Here is a 20,953-nt window from a genome sequence, read left to right on the forward strand (position 1 = left end):
TCAAATCAGGTCTCCATCCACATACAGCCACCGGCCGTCTTCACGTACAAACCGGCTGTGCTCCTGCAGGCGCTGGGCCCGCCCACCCAGCCGCGAGCGCGCCACGAAAGCCACCTCGGCATGGTCTTCACCCACCGACTTGTGCAGCCGAACCTCGAGCCCCAGCCATTTCACGCCAGCCTCCAGCGCCAGCGAAGCGGGTCGCGTGGAAGGGTGCCAGGTGGCCAGCAGGTAGGGCTCCCGGCCCAGAGCAAAGGCGCTGTAGCGGGAACGCATCAGGCTTTCGGCATCGGGCGCAGGGGTGTCGTGATCGAGATAGCGGCCACAACAGGCATCAAAGGCCATGGGTTGCCCCCGGCCATTCAGACGTCCACAAAGGCAAGACGAACTCACGAAGCCTTGCGGGCGGCGTGCCGCGCCTTGTGGGCTTCGAGGGTTTCGGTGGGCGCCCCGGCTTTCACCCAGGCACCAAACCCCCCGTCAATGTGCGCCACATTGCGCATACCCATGTCTTGCAAGGTTTTGGTGGCCAACGCGCTCCGCCAGCCCGCTCCGCAAAACAGCACAAACTCTTTGCTCTCGTCAGCAAACACCGGCTTGAAATAGGGCGACCCGGGATCCACCCAGAATTCCAGCATGCCACGCGGCGCCAGCAGCGCCCCCGGCACGGTGCCCTCACGTTCCAGCTCCCGCGGATCGCGGATGTCCACCACCTGCAGCCGCGCATCGGAAGCCAGACGCTCCGCCACTTGCGCGACCGAATAGGTGGTGATCTGGGCCGTGGCCTCGGCGACCAGCGCCTCGGCGCTTTTGGTGATGGGCATGGTGTGTCTTTCGGGTTTGAACAGGCAAAAGGTCGAATGACAATGGTACCGCCCACCCAGCACCCAACCCGTTTCAATCAGTGTTGCCTCCTCATGGGCGTGACAGGTTGCACAACAGAGAGGCCGCAAGAGCGGAGTGGCTAAAACGCACGATGAGCAAGCCTCACCGTAACGTGTGTCCCAAATCCAGAATGCCACCGGTCTGGCTCCGCCAGTCGGCCTACGTTGCCCCCTTGAAGGGGTGACGGGTCGCGCAGCAGGCCCGGCGCGGGGGTAGACCCACCGCCGGGCCGCCCCAAGGTGAATCAACGCCCTCGGGGGGGCAGCGACCCACGCAGTGGCGGAGCGTGGGGGCCCACCCGCTCTATTTCTTCCAGAATCGGCCCGTGAACAGCACCAGCACCGACAACAATTCCAGACGCCCGAGCAACATGGCAAAGGTCAGCACCCAGATCTGGAAATTGCTCAACACGCCGTAGTTGCTGGCCGGGCCCACTTCGCCCAGACCTGGACCGATGTTGTTGACCGTGGCCACCACAGCCGAGAAGGCCGTAACGATGTCCAGTCCGGTGAACAGCAGCACCATGGTCAGCCCCATGGTGGTGGCGCCATAAATAAGCATGAAGCCAAAGGTCGCCGTCATGACCGACATGGGCAACACCACGCCGCCCAAGGTCACCGGATTCACCACGCGGGGGTGGATGATGCGCACCAGCTCGCGCCGGGCCTGCTTGATCAGCAAGACCATGCGAACCATCTTGATGCCGCCGCCGGTAGACCCTGCGCACGACACAAAGCAGCCCAGGAACATCAGCAACACCGGCGCGAACACTGGCCAGCTGGTGTAGTCGGTTGAGGCGTAACCGGTGGTGGTCGCCAGCGACAGCACATGAAAGGCGCTCGTGCGCAAGGCCTCGGGAAAACTGTCGACCACACCATTGACCGCCAACAGGCTGGCAATCAGCGCTATAGCGGTGAGCAGCACCGCCAGGTAGGTCTGGATTTCGCGGTCCCGCAAGACCGGCATCAGCGAACGGCTGCGCACCATGATGAAGTAACGCAGAAAACTGATGCCCGCCAGCGCCATGAAGACCGTGGCCACGCCCTCGACGGCATGCGAATCAAAGTAACCCATGCTGGCGTCGTGCGAAGAGAAGCCCCCCAGCCCCATGGTTGTGCACATGTGCATGAACGCATCGGCCCAGCTCATGCCAGCCCAGCGGTAGGCCAGCATGCAAGCGGCCGAGAACACAAAATACACCCCCCACAGCCCACGCGCCGTTTCTGAAATACGCGGTGTGAACTTGGCATCTTTCATGGGTCCGGGTGTCTCGGCCTTGTAGATCTGGTAGCCGCCCAGGCCCAACATGGGCAACACCGCCACCACCAGCAGCATGATGCCCAGCCCACCCACCAGTTGCAGGAAGCAGCGCCATACGTTGACCGATATCGGCAGTGCATCCAGTCCATCCAGGGAGGTGGCGCCAGTGGCCGTGAGCGCGCTCATGGCCTCGAAATAGGCCTTGGTCCAGGTGATGTCGGGCACGATGAACATCATCGGCAATGCTGAGAAGGCGGGCAAGACGATCCACACCAGATTCACCAGCAGGAAGCCATCCCGGGCCTGCAGTTCGCGGGTGTGCCTTCGCGTCAGCGCCCACAGCGCCAGACCGCTCAAGGCCGCGAAGGCCATCGCGGCCTCCCACACAAACCGGTACTGCACGTGGTCTTCGCTCCAGGCCCAGGCCAGCGGCACGATGAACACAAAAGCGAACGCGAACAGGATGCGTGAAAAAATGTTGAGAACTGGAAACAGCGAATACATCGTTGAGCGCCTACTTGCGCCAGAAACCGGGCGTGAACAAAACGAGGAAAGACAGCATCTCCAGCCGGCCCAGAATCATGGCCAGGGTGCACACCCAGGTCTGGAAATCGGTCAGGCCGGCGTAGTTGCCGGCAGGGCCGACCTCATTGAGCCCTGGCCCCATGTTGTTGACGCTGGCCACAATGGCGGTGAAGGCCGTGTCAAACGGCATGTCGGTCAAGAGCAGAATCATGGTCAGCCCAATGATCACCCCGCCGTACACCAGCATGAACCCCAAAACGGCGAAAATCGTGCGATCCGGCACCACATGACCACCCAGGGTCACCGGATTCACCGCGCGGGGGTGGATGATGCGCGCCATTTCCCGCCGCGCCTGCTTGAGCAGCATCACCATGCGCGCCATCTTGATACCCGCCCCCGTAGAGCCGGCGCTGGTGGCCACCCCGGACAGCATGATCATGAACAGGGGCGCAAAGACCGGCCAGGTGGTGTAGTCCACGGTTGAATAGCCGGTGGTTGAGGCGACGGACACCACGTTGAACAAAGCCACCCTGAGGGCCTCCGACGGGTCGGTCATGGTGTGTTTGACCAGCAACAGGCCGGCAACGAACACACTGGCCCCAACCGATAACGCCAGCGTGCCGCGCCACTCGGGATCGTTCCAGATTCGGGACGGCTGGCGCTTGGTCAGGGCCACAAAGTACAGCGCAAAGTTGCAACTCGCCAGCAGCATGAACACGATCGCCACCCACTCCAGCGCCGGGGATTTGAAGTAGCCAAAACTGGCGTCGTGAGAAGAAAGCCCGCCCAGGCTGAGCGTGGAAAACATGTGGGTCCAGGCGTCCAGCGCGCTCATGCCCGCCAGCCAGTAACCCAGCACACAGGCCAGCGAAAGCAGGCAATACACCGTCCACAGGCCTTTGGCCGTTTCGGTGATGCGCGGCGTGAGCTTGGCGTCTTTCATGGGGCCCGTGGCCTCAGCACGAAACAGCTGACTGCCCCCCATGCCCAGCATCGGCAGAATAGCCACGGCCAGTACCAGAATGCCCATGCCGCCCAGCCATTGCAGGAAGCAGCGCCACAGGTTGATGGCGCCCGGCAGCTTGTCCAGCCCGGTGAGCACGGTGGAGCCGGTGGTGGTCAGCGCAGAGACCGCTTCAAAATAGCCATCGGTGAAGGACAGCGGCGTGGCCGTGTCGGTGCCGAAGTAAATCCAGAGCGGCAGCGCCGCAAACAGCGGCAAGACCGTCCAGGCCAGGCCCACCAGCAGAATGCCATCGCGGGCCTGCAAGTCCACGTCTTTGCCCACCCGCCACACGGCCGAGCGCATCGCCAGACCGGCCAACAGAGTCACCAGCATGGCCTCCGGGTAAGCAAGCCCGGCGCCGTCGTGCGTCCAAAGTGAGACACCCATGGGCACCAGCATGGTCAGGGCAAAAACCATCGTGATGGCACCCAGCACGGGGAAAATGCGCAGAAAAGGCATGGGGCCGGCGATCAGTGGAAAAGTCAACCGAAGAAAGTGGCGCTTACCTGGAACAGCTTTTCCACCTCGCGCACCAAGCGCTTGTTGGGGATGAAGATGATGATGTGGTCATCGGCCTCGATCAGCGTGTCGTGGTGCGGCATCATGACCACCGAATCCCGCCCCTTGCCCCGCACGATGGCACCAATACGGGTGCCCTTGGGCAGCTTGATCTCCTCGACCCGCCGCCCTACCAGCTTCGAAGTTTTGAAATCGCCGCGCGCGATGCCTTCCAGCGCCTCGGCCGCACCGCGACGCAGGCTGTGCACCGCAGCCACATCGCCCCGGCGCAGGTGCGTGAGCAGCTCACCGATGACCGTCTGGGCCGGTGAAATGGCGATGTCGATCGTGCTGCCCTGCATCATGTCGGCGTAGGCGCGCCGGTTGATCAGCGACATCACGCGCCGGGCCCCCAGGCGCTTGGCCAGCATGGCCGACATGATGTTGTCTTCGTCATCGCTGGTGAGCGCCAGGAACAGATCCATCTCGCCCACGTTTTCTTCCAGCAACAAATCCTCGTCGGCGCCATCACCATGCAGGATCAACATACTGGAGGGCAATTGGCTGGCCAGGTATTCACAGCGTGCTTTATCGCGCTCGATGAGCTTGACCTCACACTGTCCAATCAGGCTGCGTGCAAGACGCAAGCCCACCCGGCCGCCCCCAGCGATCATGACCCGCTGCACAGGTTTGTCGGTGTTGTGAATGGCGTTCAGAACGGGGCGGATCTTCTGCGCATCGGCCAGCACAAACACCTCATCGCCCGCCAGAATGCGCGTGCTCTTGGTGGCTTCCATCTCGGTATCGAGCCGGTACAACGCGACCACCCGCATCTTGGCATGGGGAAAACGGTCTTTGAACTCACCGATGGTATGACCGACCAACGCGCCCCCATGAGCCGCACGCACCACAATCAAACAAGCGCGCTTTTGAGAAAACTCCACCACTTGCAAGGCTTCGGGGTAGCTGATGAGTTGGTGGATATAACGCGTCACCGACTCTTCGGGGCAGATCACGTGGTCCACCGAAAAGCCATTCTTGCCAAGCAGCTCATCGCCTTCGACGAACTCAGGTGACCGCAAGCGGGCGATGGTGGAAGGGATGTTGAACACATCGTGTGCGATCTTGCACACCACGAGGTTTGATTCGTCAGCGGCGGCACAGGCGATCAACATGTCTGCATCGCGCGCACCCGCTTCTTGCAACACCGACGGCTGGATGCCATTGCCCACCACCCCCCGCAAATCCAGCCGGTCCTCAAGCAAGCGCAAGCGTGCCGGATCCTGGTCAATGACCGTGATGTCGTTTTGTTCGGAAACCAGGCTTTCCGCGACGCTTTCGCCCACGCGGCCAGCACCCAAGATGATGATCTTCATGGGGGTGGATGTTACCTGTGAAGTGCCCCCTGCGCCGTGGCGCTGGCGGTTCGGCGGGAACTACAAAGAGCGGGTAATGATGATTTTTTGCACGTCGCTCGTGCCTTCATAAATCTGACACACCCGCACATCGCGGTAAATGCGCTCCACCGGGAAATCGCTCACATAACCGTAGCCACCCAGGGTCTGAATGGCCACGCTGCAGACTTTTTCGGCCATCTCACTGGCAAACAGTTTGGCCATGGCGGCTTCTTTCAGGCAAGGCTGGCCAGCGTCGCGCAGGGCAGCGGCGTGCCAGATGAGCTGGCGCGCGGCTTCGATCTGGGTGGCGCAGTCGGCCAGCCGGAAGCCCACCGCCTGGTGGTTGAACACCGCCGTGCCGAAGCTCTGGCGCTCTTTGGCATAAGCCACTGCCACCTCAAACGCGCTGCGCGCCATCCCCACGCTTTGCGCAGCAATACCGATGCGCCCGCCTTCAAGACCGCCCAGCGCGATCTTGTAGCCCTCGCCTTCGGCCCCGATCAGGTTTTCTGCCGGGATGCGGCAGTTGTCAAAATTGATCTGCGCGGTGTCGCTGCTGTGCTGGCCCAGCTTGTCTTCGAGCCGCGCGACCACATAGCCGGGGGCCGTTGTGGGCACCAGGAAAGCACTCATGCCTTTTTTACCGGCGGCCTTGTCGGTCACGGCCAGCACAATCGCCACGTCACCGTTTTTGCCGCTGGTGATGAACTGCTTGACGCCGTTGATCACATATTCGTCGCCCTCTTTTACCGCGGTGGTGCGCAGGGCAGATGCGTCAGAGCCCACGTGGGGTTCCGTGAGGCAAAAAGCCCCCAGCATCTGGCCCTGGGCCAGCGGCTCCAGCCATTGCTTCTTTTGCTCGGCGTTGCCGTAGCGCATGAGAATGGCGTTGACCGGGCAGTTGGTCACCGAAATCACAGTGCTGGTGCCACCATCGCCTGCCGCGATCTCTTCCAGCACCAGGGCGAGGGTCACGTAGTCCAGGCCTGCACCGCCCAGCTCTTCGGGCACACAGATGCCGTAGGCGCCCAGGGCGGCGAGGCCTTTGTGTACCTCTTTCGGAAAATGATGCTCTTTGTCCCACTTGGCCGCGTGGGGCCAGAGCTCGGCCTGGGCAAAGTCGCGCACTGCGTCGCGGATCATGACTTGGTCTTGGTTCAACAACATCTTGTGGGTCTCGCTTCAAAAAACAGTCAAGGAACGGGCCTCGGGTCACCGGGGCTCGTGGCAGACCACCGCCAGCTTGTTGCCGTCGGGGTCTCGGAAATAGGTGCCGTAGTAGTGCGGGTGGTAATGCGCGCGCAGACCCGGTGCCCCTTCGCTGGCGCAGCCTTGGTCCACTGCCCATTGGTGCGCCATGTCCACGGCGGCTCGGGTGGGCGCCATGAAGGCGGTCATCTGGCCATTGCCCACTTCATGCGCAGCCCCATCGAACGGCTTGCAAATCACAAACAAGGGCCGCTCGCCGCTGGCGCTGTGCCAGCCCGCCCACGGCACTTCGGGCTCATGGAACCTCAGCGGGTGGCCCAGGCTTTGCATCAGCGGTTGGTAAAAGGCCCAGGCGCGCCCGAAATCGCTCACGCCGACAAACACATGGGACAACATGGCCAGCCCTACCAATGCTCGGCGCGGCGGCCATCGTGGTGCAGCAGGCGCCCGTTGTCGGCGGCCGTGACGCTGGCGATGGTCGCGATCAGGCCACGCACGCTGTCGTTCAGGCTCAGCAGCGCCTCGCCGCCACCCATATCGGTCTGCACCCATCCCGGATCCAGAGCCACCAGCGTGGCGCCTGGGTAGTCGAAGCGGGCGCTGCTCAGCGCCATGTTCAAAGCCGCCTTGCTCACCCGGTACAACCAGGCGTTGCCCGCTGCCACGCTGCCGATCTGGCTCATGCTGCTGGACAAGACCCCAAAAACGCCGCCAGCGTTTTCCACCCACGGCACCACCTGCGGGATCACCTGCATGGCCCCAAGCACATTGGTGTGCATCACACGGTCAAACGCCCGATGGGTCGGCGGCGTCAGGGCGCCTGCCCGGTCCATCACGCCAGCCACGTACAGCGCCACATCCAGCTTTTCGCCTTGCAGATCCCGGGCCAGCGCGCTCACGCTGGTGGTATCGGCCACATCCACCCGCAGCGCTTCAGCGCCCTGGGATTGCAGCTGCGCCAGATCGGCATCGCTGCGCGCCGTGGCGATCACACGGTCGCCAGCCTCAAGGTATTGGCGTGTCAGCTCAAGGCCTATGCCACGCGATGCGCCGATGATCAGAACAGTGCTCATGGGAGTTTCCGAAGGAGAAGACGCTTTTTCCAGCGCCACCGCAGAACCGGTTTTGCCGGGCCGCCTTGAGCGCACCCTTGAGAGGGTGGCGTCCAAGGCTGCGCGGGGCTGCTACATCAGTTCAACCGCCATGGCCGTGGCTTCGCCGCCGCCAATGCACAGCGTCGCCACGCCCTTCTTGCCGCCTTGGGCTTTCAGGGCGTGCAGCAGCGTCACCAGGATGCGCGCTCCGCTCGCACCGATCGGGTGGCCCAGGGCGCAGGCGCCGCCGTTGATGTTGACCTTTTCGTGGGGAATGCTGAGCTCGGTCATCAAGGCCATGGGCACCACGGCAAAGGCTTCGTTGATTTCCCACAGATCCACATCGCCCACGGCCCAGCCGGCCTTGGCCAACAGCTTTTTCGTGGCGCCCACGGGGGCCGTGGCGAACCAGTTGGGCTCCTGCGCGTGGGTGCTGTGGGCGACAATGCGAGCCAGCGGCTTGAGGCCCTGGGCTTTGGCGGTGGACTCGCGCATCAGCACCAGAGCGGCCGCGCCGTCGTTGATCGACGAGCTGCTGGCGGCGGTGATGGTGCCGCCGTCCTTCTTGAAGGCGGGCTTGAGGCTGGTGATTTTGTCGAGCTTGACCTTGCCCGGGCCTTCGTCAATTGAGACCACGCGCTCGCCGCTGCGGTCTTTCACTGTGACCGGCGCGATCTCGGTGGCAAACGCGCCGCTTTCGGTGGCGGCCTTGGCGCGGGTGACCGAGGCAATGGCGAATGCGTCTTGCTGCTCGCGCGTGAAGCTGTATTTGGCAGCGCAGTCTTCGCCAAAGGTGCCCATGGAGCGACCGGCTTCGTAGGCATCCTCCAGCCCGTCGAGCATCATGTGGTCGTAAATCTTGTCGTGGCCCATGCGGTAACCACCCCGCCCTTTGAGCATGAGGTAGGGTGCGTTGGTCATGCTCTCCATGCCGCCCGCCACCATCACCGTGGCGCTGCCGGCCATCAGCATGTCGTGGGCCAGCATGGTGGCCTTCATGCCCGAACCACACATCTTGGAAAGCGTCACAGCGCCTGCCGACATCGGCAAGCCACCCTTGAGCGCCGCCTGCCGAGCAGGCGCCTGGCCCTGACCGGCCATCAGGCAGTTGCCGAACAGCACTTCGTCCACCAGCTCGGGATTCACACCGGCGCGCTCTACGGCCGCCTTGATCGCAACGCCACCCAGATCGTGGGCTGACTGGGAGGCGAAATCGCTCTGAAAAGAGCCCATGGGCGTGCGCGCTGCACCGACGATGACGATGGGGTCGTGGGATGGGGTGGTCATGAAAGTCTCCTCAACAGGTTCAAAAAAAGCCAGACAGAATCAATAAAAAAAGGGTCAGCCCAGCAGCGCCTTGCCGGCATGGACATGGAAACGCCGCTCGCGCTCATAGGGAAACACATCGTGCACGTGGCCTGCCACGATGCGCTCTTTGTGTTGCTGCCAGAACGCAGGCTCCAGCAGATCGGCATGGTGTTTCATGAACTCGGCGCGCACGCGCGGATTGCCGAGCAAGAAGGGCGCAAAGGTTTCAGGGAACACATCGCCCTTTGCCACGCTGTACCAGATCTCGCCCGACATTTCCTCTTCTTCGTTGCGCGGCTCGGGCACGCGGCGGAAGTTGCAATCGGTGATGTATTCGATTTCGTCGTAGTCGTAAAACACGACTTTGCCGTGGCGGGTGATGCCGAAGTTTTTCCACAGCATGTCACCGGGGAAGATGTTGGCCGCCACCAGGTCCTTGATGGCGTTGCCGTACTCCACCACGGCCCGGGTCAGCTGCGCCTGGGCCGCGGGGTCATCGGCCCGTATCTGAAAAGCGTCAAAGGCCTCCTGCAGGTAGATGTTGAGCGGGATCATGCGCCGCTCGATGTAAACATGCTTGATCAAGACCTCAAGCTGGCCATCGCCATTGGTGTCAGCGATCTCCAGCTGGCTGGGCGCAAACTTCTCAATCTCTGCGATGAGCTCGTCGGTGAAGCGCTCGCGCGGAAACCCGACGAGTGAAAACTCCAACGTGTCGGCCATGCGCCCCACCCGATCGTGGTTTTTGACCAGCTGGTACTTGCCCCGAATCTGCTCGCGCGAGGTGTCTTTCTGTGGCGGGTAAAAGTCTTTGATGACCTTGAACACAAACGGGTAGCTGGGCAGATCGAACACCAGCATCACCATGCCCTTGATCCCCGGCGCGATGCGGAACGGGTCGGTGCTGTGCCGCATGTGGAACAGGAAATCGCGGTAGAACAGCGTCTTGCCTTGTTTGGCCAGCCCCAGCGCGTTGTAAAACTCGGCGCGTGGCTTGCGCGGCATCATGCCGCGCAGAAACTGCACATAAGCGCTGGGGATTTCCATGTCGACCATGAAGTAGGCGCGGGCAAACGAAAACACCAGCAACAAATCGTCTTCGCCAAACAAGGCCGCGTCGATCACCAGGCGATCGTTGCCATCGTGCAGGATGGGCAGCGCAAACGGCACCTCCTGAAACCCGTTGATGATCTTGCCCACGATGTAGGCGCCCTTGTTGCGGAAGAACAGGCTGGAGAGCACCTGGATCTGGAAGTTGGCGCGCAGCTTCACATGGTCAAACTGCCACTTCATGGCCGACAGCACCAGTTCGGCGTCGCGATCGAGGTCGTCAAAGGGCACACGCAGATCAAAGTCGCGCACCAGTTGCAACACCGAGTCCAGCATGGTGTCGGCCTTGGGGTAATAGGCCAGGTACGTGGGCTTGGCGTTGGGCGCTTCGTTTTCGATGTACTCGGTAGACACCGCCGGGCGCACAAAAATGAAATCGTTCTGAAAGTAAGCGCGCTTGAGGATCTTGGTGGTGACCGAGTTGAAAAAGGTCTCGGCCAGCTCTGGCTGGTGGTGGTTCACCAGCAAGCCGATGTAGTGCAGCTTGACCTGCTCCCACACGTCCATGGCTTGGTTCTGTGCGCCAAACTCCTTCATCAGGCGCTTGACGCACTCCTTGACCCGCAAGTCGTAGAACTCGATACGGTCCCGCTGGGCGCGCTGCTGCCCTCGCCAGTCGCAGGTTTCAAACCGGTGTTTCGCCCGAGCCGACTCGCTGCGGAACAACTGGTAGTGCCGATTGAAGCCGTCCATCATCGCCTTGGCGATGTCGTGGGCAACAGGGGAATCCAGTTGGCGCGGGAACACGGCAGCTTTTGGAAAATGGGTCAGCTGTCGCTGCGCCGCTTGGCGGCCACACCGGCTATCGCAGCCCGGTACACCGCATCCAGGCCGTTGTTGGCGTCGACGGTCATCAGCATGTCCCGCAGCAAACCGTCGCTCAAGGCGTAGACCCAGGCATGCAAGGTCAGAGACTGCCCCCGTCCCCACGCGTCTTGCACCACCGTGGTCTGCGCCACGTTCATCACCTGTTCGATGGCGTTGAGCTCACACAGGACATCCACACGATCGGCCTCTGGCGTGGCCGCGATCAGGGCCGCGTGTTCGTCGCGCACATCTTTGATATGGCGCAGCCAGTTGTCGGCCAGGCCCACCCGCGTGTCCTTGAGCGCAGCCTTCACGCCACCGCACTCGTAGTGCCCCACCACCATCAGATGTTTCACCTTGAGCTGGTCAACGGCAAACTGAATGGTCGATAGACAGTTGAGGTCGGTGGGCACCACCACGTTGGCCACGTTGCGGTGCACAAACACCTCGCCCGGCGCCAGACCCGTGATCTGGTTGGCGGGCACCCGGCTGTCGGAGCAGCCGATCCACATGTACTGCGGGCTTTGCTGCGCGATCAGGTCGGTGAAAAACGTGGGCTTCTCCCGCACCATGGCCGCAGCCCATTCGCGGTTGTGTTCAAACAGGTCTTGAAGCTTGGAGGACATGGGTATTCGGTCGCAATAGAAAGATGGGGCCCATTGTCATGCAGGGGCGCCCTGCTGCCTTCAGCAGGTCTCGGCAAAGAGCTCACGACCGATCAGCATGCGGCGGATTTCGCTGGTGCCTGCGCCAATTTCGTACAGTTTGGCATCGCGCCAGAGGCGGCCCAGCGGGTATTCGTTGATGTAGCCATTGCCGCCGAAAATCTGCACGCCCTCGCCCGCCATCCAGGTGGCCTTTTCGGCCGTCCACAGAATGACCGAGGCGCAGTCTTTGCGCACTTGGCGCACGTGCTCGGTGCCCAGCAGATCGAGGTTCTTGGCCACGGTGTAAGCGAATGAGCGACCGGCCTGCAGCACGGTGTACATGTCGGCCACTTTGCCCTGAATCAGCTGGAATTCGCCGATGCTCTGACCAAACTGCTTGCGGTCGTGGATGTAGGGCACCACGTTGTCCATCACCGCCTGCATGATGCCCAAGGGACCGCCGGTCAACACGGCGCGCTCGTAGTCCAGCCCGCTCATCAACACCTTGGCGCCCATGTTCAGGCCGCCCAGAATGTTCTCCGCTGGCACTTCGACATCCTGGAACACCATCTCACCGGTGTGGCTGCCGCGCATGCCGAGCTTGTCGAGCTTCTGCGCCGTGGAAAAACCTTTCATGCCTTTTTCAACAATGAACGCCGTGACACCGCGAGCGCCCAGCTCAGGCTCGGTCTTGGCATACACCACCATGGTGTCGGCATCGGGGCCGTTGGTGATCCACATCTTGCTGCCGTTGAGCAGGTAGACCCCGCCCTTGTCTTCGGCCTTCAGCTTCATGCTGATCACATCAGACCCTGCGCCTGGCTCGCTCATGGCCAGCGCGCCCACGTGCTCGCCGCTGATCAGCTTGGGCAGGTATCTGGCTTTCTGGGCATCGGTGCCGTTGCGGTTGATCTGGTTGACACAGAGGTTGCTGTGCGCGCCGTAGCTCAGGCCCACCGAAGCGCTGGCGCGGCTGATCTCTTCCATGGCCACCATATGAGCCAGATAGCCCATGCCGGCGCCACCGTACTCTTCAGAAACCGTGATACCGAGCACGCCCAGATCGCCCATCTTGCGCCAGGCATCCATCGGGAACTGGTCGTTCCTGTCGATCTCGGCCGCGCGGGGCGCGATCTCGGCCTGCGCAAAATCGCGCACCGCGTCGCGCAGGGCATCGACGTCTTCACCGAGCTGGAAATTGAGGCCGGGCAAATTGTTCATGGTGTTGTCTCCTGGGGTTCAATCGATGGGTTCAAAGCTTGTTCAATAGGTCTTGGGCACGGGCACCAGCGTCTGCTGCATCACCGCGCAATCCGAGCGTTTGCCGTCGGGGGCCACATGCACCACCTCGGCCGCGGCCACGATGATGCGTTTGCCCGCCTTGCTCACGCGGCCTGTGGCCTCCAGCTCGCCGGCTCCAAAGGCCGCGAGAAAGTTGATCTTGTATTCCACCGTGGTGACTTCCATGCCATCGGGTGCCACGGTCAAAGCGGCGTACCCGCCCGCAATATCGGCCAACGCACCCATGGCGCCGCCATGAAACCCGCCCTGCTGCTGACTCACGCGGTCGGAATACGGCAATGCCAGTGTGACGCTCCCGGGCGAGACGTGCAACAAGCGCACACCCAGATGTTTCATCATCCCCTGGCGGTCCAGGCTGGCCTGCACGCGTTCGCGCAAAGCGTCGTTGGTGGTGGTCGGTTCACTCATGGGTCGCTGGATTTTTGATTGACGTTTACGTAAACGTCAATTATGACCGAAGGCACGTCCAGTCGCCAAGCCCCTGAAGACCCAGGCACTGCCAGTATCCTTCTGAGTGCCATGCCCTTCTCCCTGCCCGCCCCGGTTCACAGCGAACTGACCCTCAAGAAAAGCCGCTTCATCGGCTGTGTGGAGCCCTGTGTGGGCCGCGAAGAGGCCCTCGCCCGCGTGGCCGCATTGCGCGCCGAACACCCCTCCGCCACCCACGTTTGCTGGGCGCTGATGGCGGGCGGGCACTCAGCGGCCAACGACGATGGCGAACCGGGCGGCACGGCGGGCCGACCGATGCTGGAGGTGTTGCGGCACCAGGATCTGGAAGGCGTGCTCGCCACGGTGGTGCGCTACTACGGCGGCATCCAACTCGGCGCGGGTGGCTTGGTGCGCGCCTACACCGACAGCGTGGCACAGGCCCTGCTCACGGCCGAGAAGGTGCCCGTGATTCGACTCACCACCTTGCGTTGCATGGTGCCCTATGCGCTGGAGGGCTGGTTGCGCAGGGAGCTGGACGCGCACGGCGCCCACTTGCTGGACGCACAACACGGCGAAGGCGTTGAGGTGACGCTGAGCCTGCCCGAAGCCAATGCCACTGAACTGACATCACGCATCAACGACGCGAGCCAGGGCCAGGTGGTCTGGCGCAAGACCGACCAGGGCCCTGAGACCGGCTGATTCGACTTGAAGGCTGTTCAACCAGCTCTGGACAAGAACAGCAAAACCAGGCCGAGAGTCGCCGGCACGGTTTGTACATACAGGATCTTGCGCGCCGCTGTGGCCCCACCGTAAATGCCCGCCACCCAGACGCACAAAAGGAAGAACACTTTCACCCCAAAACCTTCGACGCCCAACCACAAGCCCCACAGCATGCCCGCCGCCAGGAAGCCGTTGTACAGCCCCTGGTTGGCGCCCAGCACCTTGGTGGCGGTGGCCAGCTCTTGCGTCAGGCCAAAGGCGCGCAAGCCAGCGGGCTTGTCCCACATGAACATCTCCAGCACCAGGATGTAGAAGTGGATGAGGGCGAGCAGTGCAACAACGAGGTTGGCGGCCAAAAGCATGAGGACTCCTGAAAAACGGTCGGACAACCACCGGCTGGGCCGTTGGCAGGAGGGTCGAGTTTAGGGCGCAGCGCCAGGGCCGGCTTTTTCGGCCTTGGCCAGCAGCGCCCGCGCTTCTTTCTCGTGCACCTTCACCTCATCCAGATTGGCCACGAGGTCGGCCATCTGTTCTTCGAGCTGGCGCTGGTGATCGGCCAGCACGGTGAGGAACTTGCGCAACTGCGGACCGGTGTCGCGCGGACTGTCGTACATCTCGATGATGTCTTTGGCTTCGGTGAGCGACAGGCCCAGGCGCTTGGCCCGCAGCGTGAGCTTCAAGCGGGTGCGATCGCGCGCGCTGTAGACACGGTTTCGCCCGCCCGGGCCGGCACGCTGAGGCTGCAGCAGACCCATGTCTTCGTAGAAGCGAATGGCCCGCGTCGTGAGATCAAACTCGCGCGCGAGATCGCTGATGGTGTAGGTCGGGTTGGTGGCCATGGGCGGGGTTAGGAGCTGTCTGGTGGCGGACACCCGCCAATCGGGGTTGCTCCCTAGAATGAACCAAACAGGTTTGACGTTTACGTTAACGTCATTTCGAATCATCTTACCGGAATCCCACCCCATGACCGCACCCAGCAAAAACCAGCTCGAAGAACGGTTGCATTACCCCTTGGGGGCCACCCTGCCCGAGCCTGGCCATGCGCTGGAGGTGGCGCCCGGGGTGAAATGGATTCGCATGGCCCTGCCCTTTGCGCTGGACCACATCAACCTCTGGTTGCTGCGCGACACGATCGACGGCGTCGAAGGCTGGACCGCGGTGGACTGCTGCATCGACCGCCCCGAGTCGCGCGCGCAGTGGGAGCAGGTCTTCGAGAACGCACTGGAAGACATGCCCATCTTGCGCGTGATCGTGACGCACATGCACCCCGACCACATCGGGCTGGCGCACTGGTTGTGTGAACGTTGGACCTGCCGCCTATGGATGAGCGCCACCGACTACAACGCTGCGCGCATCGGCACTTACAGCACCAACAGTTTTGGCGGCGAGGCCCACGCCCGCTTTTTCGCGTCACACGGTATGTGCGATGCCGACAGCCTGGACCAGATCAAAAAGCGTTCCAGCTACTACCCCAACCTGGTGCCCGCAGTCCCGTCTCAATACCACCGGATCAGAGATGGTCAGACCGTCGAAATCGGTGGCCACGACTGGCAGTGCATCAGTGGCTACGGCCACGCGCCCGAACACATCGCGCTTTACTGCAGCCCACTGGGCGTGCTCATCAGCGGCGACATGGTCTTGCCCCGGATTTCCACCAATGTGAGCGTGTACGACCAGGAGCCCGAAGCCGACTCACTCACCCACTTTCTGGACTCCCTGGACAAGTACCTGCCTCTGCCCGAAGCCACGCTGGTGCTACCGTCCCATGGCAAGCCCTTCACGGGTCTGCACGAGCGCGTCCAGCAGCTCAAAGACCACCACCGCGACCGACTGCAGGAAGTGATCGATGCCTGTAGCGCTCGTCCCTGCAGTGCAATGGACATCATCCCCGTGATGTTCACCCGCGCACTCGACTTGCACCAGATGACCTTTGCCATGGGTGAAGCTGTGGCCCACCTGCACCGCCTCTGGTACACCGGCGAGCTGCGGCGCACCTTGGGCGAAGACGGCATCTACCGCTTCGGCGCAGCGGCCTGAAGCTCACTTGCCCAGCGGAACGGCGGCTTCCTTGAGCGCGCGTCGGCGCTGCACATGGTCGGGCATGACCCGCGCCACCACGTCCCAGAACTGGGGGCTGTGGTCCATGTGGTGCAGGTGGCTGAGTTCGTGCACCACCACATAGTCCAGCATGTCCAGCTTCAAGTGGATCAGGCGCCAGTTGAGCCGGATCGTGCCATCGACGCTGGCACTGCCCCAACGTGTGCCCGCGCTGGAAAGCCGCAGCCGGCCGTACTCAACCCCGAGCTGCGGCGCGAAGTGGTCGAGCCGTTCGGCAAACACCCGCTTGGCCTGGCGCATGAGCCAGGCCTGTGCTGCATCGCGCACCTGGACTTCAGATGCATTGCCCGCCAGCCCCAGGTACAGCACCGCGAGATCACCCGCCTCGGCCGGCGCTTTCAGCTCGGCACCCACCTCTGCGAACCGGTGCGCAGGGTCCAGCTGCAAGCGCACGCGCTGCCCCAGGTAGTCAAACTCAACGCCATCGGCCCACACGGTGCGGGCCTGCGCCAGGTCACTGGCGCGCTGCTGGGCTTTGTGCAGCTTCTCCAGCACCCAGCCTGACTTGTCCCGCAGCAAGGCATCCACCTCGCCCAGCGGCGTCCAGCGTGGTGCGCTGACCGTCAGGCCATCGGCACCGACCGACAAACCGATGGTGCGGCGCTTGCCCCGCTTGAATTCGTAAGCCACTTCGCTGTCGCCCAGTCGCACCTTGCGGTTGGCGCGGGGGTGGTGCCAGGTGGCGGGCTGAAACACATCCGACAGCGGCAGCGCAGGCGGCGCATGGAGGTCTCTGGGCTCGGCCCTCGGGTCAGGCGCAGAAGCGGGCAAAGGCAAGCGCTCAGGCACGGCCGCATCAGGCCCGCCCAAAAAATCGAATGCTATCTGCAACAACTGCTTCATGCCAAGGAGGAGTGGGAAACTTCGAACCAACAACAGGCAAGCCAACGAGAGGAAGCTGAGCCGAGAACGCCGCCGATCCGACTCCGCCGGTCGGCCAGCGTTGCCCCCTGGGGGGCTGAGGACCGCGGCTCCAAGCCTGCCTTCACAGGATTGGACAGGACGAAGAGGCATCGGCTCTGACGATGACGCGGCCTGCAAGGCACGCGCCTACAGAGCGGCGCGGGGGGATTCATACGCACTCGGATCCAGTCGGTGCATTTCCGCTTCGATCCAGGCCTCAACCTCGCGCATCAGCTCATCGGGCTCCCGGCCCGCACTGGGGATGGGCTTGCCAATGGAAAATTCCACCACCCCGGGCTTTTTGACAAAGGCCTTGCGCGGCCAGCACTTGGCCGACGTCACCGCGATCGGAATCACGGGCGCACCGGTGCGGATCGCCAGGCGCGTGCCGCCGCTTTTGTAGTTGCCTTTTTGGCCCCGGTCGATGCGGGTACCCTCTGGGAACATGATGACCCAGGTGCCCTGGTCGAGCAGACGCTGGCCTTGTTGTACCACCTTGACAAAGGCGCGCGCACCGTCGGCCCGGTCGATGTGGATCATGTCCATGCGGGCCATGGCCCAGCCAAAAAACGGTACCTTCAACAGCTCTTTCTTGAACACGAAGGCCAGCGGGTGGGGCATCAAGGCCGCCATGCAAAACGTTTCCCACAGCGACTGGTGCTTAACCAACAACACCGCCGGCGCCTTGGCGTCGGTTGGCAAATTCTCAAAACCGATGACCTTGTTTTTGATCCCCAGAATCACGGTGCCGCCGTCCACGGCCAGCTTGAGCCAGCGCGCGCACATCCAGTAGACCTTGGTGCTGTTCATGAACGGCGCGGCCACCACCACCGCCGTGGCCCAGGGGATCACCGTGATGGCCATGAACAGGAGGTGCAAAACAGCGCGAAGCAGGTTAACGATATACATGTGGGTCAGACGGGCAACTGGGCCCGGAAAAAATTCAAGGGTGGCAACCACCAACGTTCAAGGGGCCCCTGCGGCTGCGGTTGCAGCATCCTGAGCCAGCAACCAGTCGGCAAACGCCGAAAGGTCTTCGTGCACCTGGGTGCTGGGCGGCGCATCGATGGCGGCATCGTCGACTTCGCGCAGGTGTTCGGATTGCCCTGTCAACAACAAATGGGTGGCACAGCCCGCCGCAGCCCCGGCTTGGACATGGCGCAGCGCATTGCCCGCCACCCGCACATCTGCCAGCGGTACCCCAAAACGCTGCCCGATCTGCTCGAAGAGACCGGGCTCGGGCTTGCGGCAATGGCAGCCGTCTTCGGGGGCATGGGGGCAGAAAAACACCGCTTCCAGTCGACCGCCCACCGCAGCCAGCTGGCGGTGCATCTTGGCATGGATCGCGTTCAAAGAGGCCATGTCGAAAAGCCCCCGACCGATCCCGCTCTGGTTGGTGGCGATCACCACCCGCCAGCCGCCCTGGTTGAGCCGTGCCACCGCTTCCAGCGCGCCGGGCAAAGCCTCCCACTCGTCGGGCGACGCCACATAATCATCGCGGCTGCGGTTGAGCGTGCCGTCTCGGTCGAGGATGAGCAATTTCATGCGTGGCTCCTTGAAAATCCGTGACGGTGCGGGGCGGCCAATCAGGCCACCAGACGGGAGAGGTCGGCCACGCGGTTCATCGCTTCGTGCAGCGACTTCAGCAGACCCAGGCGGTTGGCTTTGAGCGCCGCGTCATCAGCGTTGACCATGACACCGTCAAAGAAGGCATCGACCGGACCCCGCAGCGCGGCAAGCGCCTGCAGGCTGGCCGTGTAGTCGCCTGCGTCGAACTGGGCATTGGCACCGGGCACGGTCGCCTGCATGGCGGCAAACAGATTCTGCTCGGCGGCTTCGACGAACAAGCCCGCATCCACCGCAGCGCCTTCGCCTTCGCCTTCGGATTTTTTCAGAATGTTGCCGATGCGTTTGTTGGCCGCAGCCAGGGCAGGCGCTTCTGGCAGCGAGACAAAAGATCGCACTGCGTCAAGGCAGCGGACCATGTCGCCCCAAGCGGGATGGACTGCGATCACAGCATCGACCTCTTGCGCGCTGTAGCCCAAGTCGCGCAGATAGCCCGCGATGCGCTCGTACACAAAGGGCAGCACCAGTTCCTGGGTCTTTGCAGGGTTGGGCACCAGGGCGCCGAAGGCTTTCAAGGCGGCGGCCACCAGCTCGGAAAGATTCAGCGGCAAGCCGCGTTCGATCAGTATGCGCACAACGCCGAGAGCGTGCCTGCGCAGCGCAAACGGATCTTTGTCGCCAGTCGGCAAGTTGCCAATACCAAACATGCCCACCAGCGTTTCCAGCTTGTCGGCCAGTGCCACAACCAAGCCGGTCGTGTTGCGCGGCAACTCGTCGCCGGCGAAGCGTGGCTTGTAGTGGTCTTCGATGGCGAAAGCGATGTCTTCGGTGAGCCCATCGTGGCGCGCGTAGTAGCCGCCCATGATGCCTTGCAACTCGGGGAACTCGCCCACCATGTCGGTCAGCAAGTCGGTCTTCGCCAGTTGTGCTGTGGTGTCGGCGCTTTGGGCCAACACATCGCCGCCAAGTTGCTGGCCAATGGCCTTGGCAATGGCGCGCACACGCTCAACCCGCTCGCCCTGGGTACCCAATTTGTTGTGGTACACCACTTTCCCAAGGCTTTCCACGCGGGAGGCCAGCGTCTTCTTGCGGTCCTGATCAAAGAAGAATTTGGCGTCGGCCAGGCGCGGGCGCACCACGCGCTCGTTGCCCTGAATCACAGCGCTGGCGTCGGCCGGGCTGATGTTGCTGACCACCAAAAATTGGTGGGTCAGCTTGCCCTGCGTATCCAGCAGTGGAAAGTATTTCTGGTTGGCCTTCATCGTCAAGATCAGGCATTCCTGCGGCACATCCAGGAATTCTTTTTCGAACGCACAAATCAACACATTGGGGCGCTCGACCAGGGCCGTCACTTCGTCGAGGAGGGCTTCGTCTTCAATCGGTTTGCATCCACCACCCACCTTGGCGGCGGCCGCGGCGAGCTGGCGTGCGATTTCGGCCTTGCGCTCTTCAAACGAGGCGATCACTGCGCCGTCCTTCAGCAGCGTAGCGGCGTAGCTGTCGGCGTCTTTCAACACCACGGGGTCCACCGCGGCCTCGAAGCGGTGGCCGTGGGTGCTGTTGCCCGAAGTCAGGCCCAGCACCTTCAACGGCACCACGGCACTGCCATGCAAGGCCACCAGGCCGTGCGCCGGGCGCACAAACTGAACACTGCTCCAGCCGGGCATCTCGCAGTCGGTTTCCAGCTGATAGCTCATGACCTTGGGGATCGGCAGCTTGGCCAGCGCCTCGTCCAGCGCTTTTTGCAGACCAGGGGCGAGCGCCACACCAGGCGCGATGCTGTCGTAAAAAAGGGCTTCGGCTTTGCCGTCTTGCGCGCGCTTCAGGCTGGGCACCACCGACGCGTCTGCGCCGAGCGCGCCCAGGCGCTTGAGCAGCGCAGGTGTGGCCTGACCATTGGCATCCAGGCCCACGCTCACGGGCATGAGTTTTTGTGAAACGGCTTTGTCGGCTGCGCGCTCGGCCACCGCGGTCACGTGCACAGCCAGGCGGCGCGGCGAGGCGAAGGCGGTCACCACCGCTTCGGCGCTGGCCAGGCCTTGGGATTTGAGCTGGTCGGCCAGCACGGTGGCAAACGCGTCGCCCAGCTTCTTGAGCGCCTTGGGGGGCAGCTCTTCGACAAACAGTTCTACAAGCAGGTTTTGGGTCGTCATGGTGTTCTCTTCGCTC

Annotated in this window: 21 protein-coding genes; 2 read left to right on the plus strand and 19 right to left on the minus strand. The window is 62.7% G+C overall.

The genetic code is table 11. The annotated features are described in order from the left end of the window. The 13 genes from E5678_RS14120 to E5678_RS14180 form a co-directional block, all read right to left on the minus strand. Positions 1-345 (minus strand): YchJ family metal-binding protein, encoded by a 345-nt coding sequence (locus E5678_RS14120; RefSeq protein ID WP_136179115.1) that lies wholly within the window; start codon positions 343-345, stop codon positions 1-3. Between the two features lie 44 nt (positions 346-389). Continuing rightward, the gene (locus E5678_RS14125) at positions 390-824 is read right to left on the minus strand and encodes a rhodanese-like domain-containing protein (RefSeq protein WP_136179116.1); all 435 of its coding nucleotides are present in this window, start codon (positions 822-824) and stop codon (positions 390-392) included. A 364-nt stretch (positions 825-1,188) separates the two neighbouring features. Beyond that, positions 1,189-2,649 carry a potassium transporter TrkG gene (locus E5678_RS14130; protein ID WP_136179117.1) on the minus strand — a complete coding sequence of 487 codons (1,461 nt, stop codon included), beginning with the start codon at positions 2,647-2,649 and terminating at the stop codon, positions 1,189-1,191. A gap of 10 nt (positions 2,650-2,659) precedes the next feature. Then, complete coding sequence (locus E5678_RS14135; protein ID WP_136179118.1) at positions 2,660-4,135, minus strand: potassium transporter TrkG; 1,476 nt, start codon at positions 4,133-4,135, stop codon at positions 2,660-2,662. A gap of 23 nt (positions 4,136-4,158) precedes the next feature. Next, on the minus strand, positions 4,159-5,550 hold the full coding sequence (gene trkA, locus E5678_RS14140) for a Trk system potassium transporter TrkA (protein ID WP_136179119.1): 1,392 nt from the start codon (positions 5,548-5,550) through the stop codon (positions 4,159-4,161). A gap of 60 nt (positions 5,551-5,610) precedes the next feature. Then, the gene (locus tag E5678_RS14145) at positions 5,611-6,738 is read right to left on the minus strand and encodes an acyl-CoA dehydrogenase family protein (protein ID WP_136179120.1); all 1,128 of its coding nucleotides are present in this window, start codon (positions 6,736-6,738) and stop codon (positions 5,611-5,613) included. Between the two features lie 45 nt (positions 6,739-6,783). Then, positions 6,784-7,176 (minus strand): VOC family protein, encoded by a 393-nt coding sequence (locus E5678_RS14150; RefSeq protein ID WP_136179121.1) that lies wholly within the window; start codon positions 7,174-7,176, stop codon positions 6,784-6,786. 8 nt (positions 7,177-7,184) lie between these two features. Further along, positions 7,185-7,853 carry an SDR family oxidoreductase gene (locus tag E5678_RS14155; protein ID WP_136179122.1) on the minus strand — a complete coding sequence of 223 codons (669 nt, stop codon included), beginning with the start codon at positions 7,851-7,853 and terminating at the stop codon, positions 7,185-7,187. A 111-nt stretch (positions 7,854-7,964) separates the two neighbouring features. Further along, the gene (locus E5678_RS14160) at positions 7,965-9,161 is read right to left on the minus strand and encodes an acetyl-CoA C-acyltransferase (protein ID WP_136179123.1); all 1,197 of its coding nucleotides are present in this window, start codon (positions 9,159-9,161) and stop codon (positions 7,965-7,967) included. Positions 9,162-9,215: 54 nt separating this feature from the next. Next, positions 9,216-11,039 carry a bifunctional isocitrate dehydrogenase kinase/phosphatase gene (gene aceK, locus E5678_RS14165; RefSeq protein ID WP_136179124.1) on the minus strand — a complete coding sequence of 608 codons (1,824 nt, stop codon included), beginning with the start codon at positions 11,037-11,039 and terminating at the stop codon, positions 9,216-9,218. A gap of 20 nt (positions 11,040-11,059) precedes the next feature. Beyond that, on the minus strand, positions 11,060-11,725 hold the full coding sequence (gene can, locus E5678_RS14170) for a carbonate dehydratase (protein ID WP_136179125.1): 666 nt from the start codon (positions 11,723-11,725) through the stop codon (positions 11,060-11,062). 60 nt (positions 11,726-11,785) lie between these two features. Beyond that, on the minus strand, positions 11,786-12,967 hold the full coding sequence (locus E5678_RS14175; RefSeq protein WP_136179126.1) for an isovaleryl-CoA dehydrogenase: 1,182 nt from the start codon (positions 12,965-12,967) through the stop codon (positions 11,786-11,788). Between the two features lie 42 nt (positions 12,968-13,009). Then, positions 13,010-13,456: a PaaI family thioesterase gene (locus E5678_RS14180; protein WP_247596780.1), complete on the minus strand. Its 447-nt coding sequence runs from the start codon at positions 13,454-13,456 to the stop codon at positions 13,010-13,012. A gap of 111 nt (positions 13,457-13,567) precedes the next feature. Here E5678_RS14180 and E5678_RS14185 point away from each other — a divergent pair, with 111 nt between their 5' ends. Beyond that, positions 13,568-14,176 carry a YigZ family protein gene (locus E5678_RS14185; RefSeq protein ID WP_136179127.1) on the plus strand — a complete coding sequence of 203 codons (609 nt, stop codon included), beginning with the start codon at positions 13,568-13,570 and terminating at the stop codon, positions 14,174-14,176. 17 nt (positions 14,177-14,193) lie between these two features. On the opposite strand, the gene E5678_RS14190 is transcribed toward E5678_RS14185, so the two are convergent. Further along, positions 14,194-14,559, minus strand: coding sequence for a DUF1304 domain-containing protein (locus tag E5678_RS14190; RefSeq protein WP_136179128.1), 366 nt, complete (start codon positions 14,557-14,559; stop codon positions 14,194-14,196). Between the two features lie 60 nt (positions 14,560-14,619). Further along, positions 14,620-15,036 carry a MerR family DNA-binding transcriptional regulator gene (locus E5678_RS14195; protein WP_136179129.1) on the minus strand — a complete coding sequence of 139 codons (417 nt, stop codon included), beginning with the start codon at positions 15,034-15,036 and terminating at the stop codon, positions 14,620-14,622. A 124-nt stretch (positions 15,037-15,160) separates the two neighbouring features. On the opposite strand from E5678_RS14195, the gene E5678_RS14200 reads away from it, so the two are divergent. After that, entirely contained in the window at positions 15,161-16,234 is a 1,074-nt protein-coding gene (locus E5678_RS14200; RefSeq protein WP_136179130.1) for an MBL fold metallo-hydrolase, read from the plus strand. A 3-nt stretch (positions 16,235-16,237) separates the two neighbouring features. On the opposite strand, the gene E5678_RS14205 is transcribed toward E5678_RS14200, so the two are convergent. From E5678_RS14205 to glyS, 4 genes are all read right to left on the minus strand, one after another. Beyond that, a complete protein-coding gene (locus E5678_RS14205) occupies positions 16,238-17,158 on the minus strand; it encodes a SprT family zinc-dependent metalloprotease (protein ID WP_136179131.1) in 921 nt (306 codons plus the stop codon). Positions 17,159-17,365: 207 nt separating this feature from the next. Then, a complete protein-coding gene (locus tag E5678_RS14210) occupies positions 17,366-18,127 on the minus strand; it encodes a lysophospholipid acyltransferase family protein (protein ID WP_136179132.1) in 762 nt (253 codons plus the stop codon). 57 nt (positions 18,128-18,184) lie between these two features. Beyond that, on the minus strand, positions 18,185-18,763 hold the full coding sequence (gene gmhB, locus E5678_RS14215) for a D-glycero-beta-D-manno-heptose 1,7-bisphosphate 7-phosphatase (protein WP_136179133.1): 579 nt from the start codon (positions 18,761-18,763) through the stop codon (positions 18,185-18,187). Between the two features lie 41 nt (positions 18,764-18,804). Next, positions 18,805-20,937 carry a glycine--tRNA ligase subunit beta gene (gene glyS, locus E5678_RS14220; protein ID WP_136179134.1) on the minus strand — a complete coding sequence of 711 codons (2,133 nt, stop codon included), beginning with the start codon at positions 20,935-20,937 and terminating at the stop codon, positions 18,805-18,807. Positions 20,938-20,953 lie beyond the last annotated feature (16 nt).

Source organism: Hydrogenophaga sp. PAMC20947, assembly GCF_004795855.1.
Classification (GTDB): domain Bacteria; phylum Pseudomonadota; class Gammaproteobacteria; order Burkholderiales; family Burkholderiaceae_C; genus Hydrogenophaga.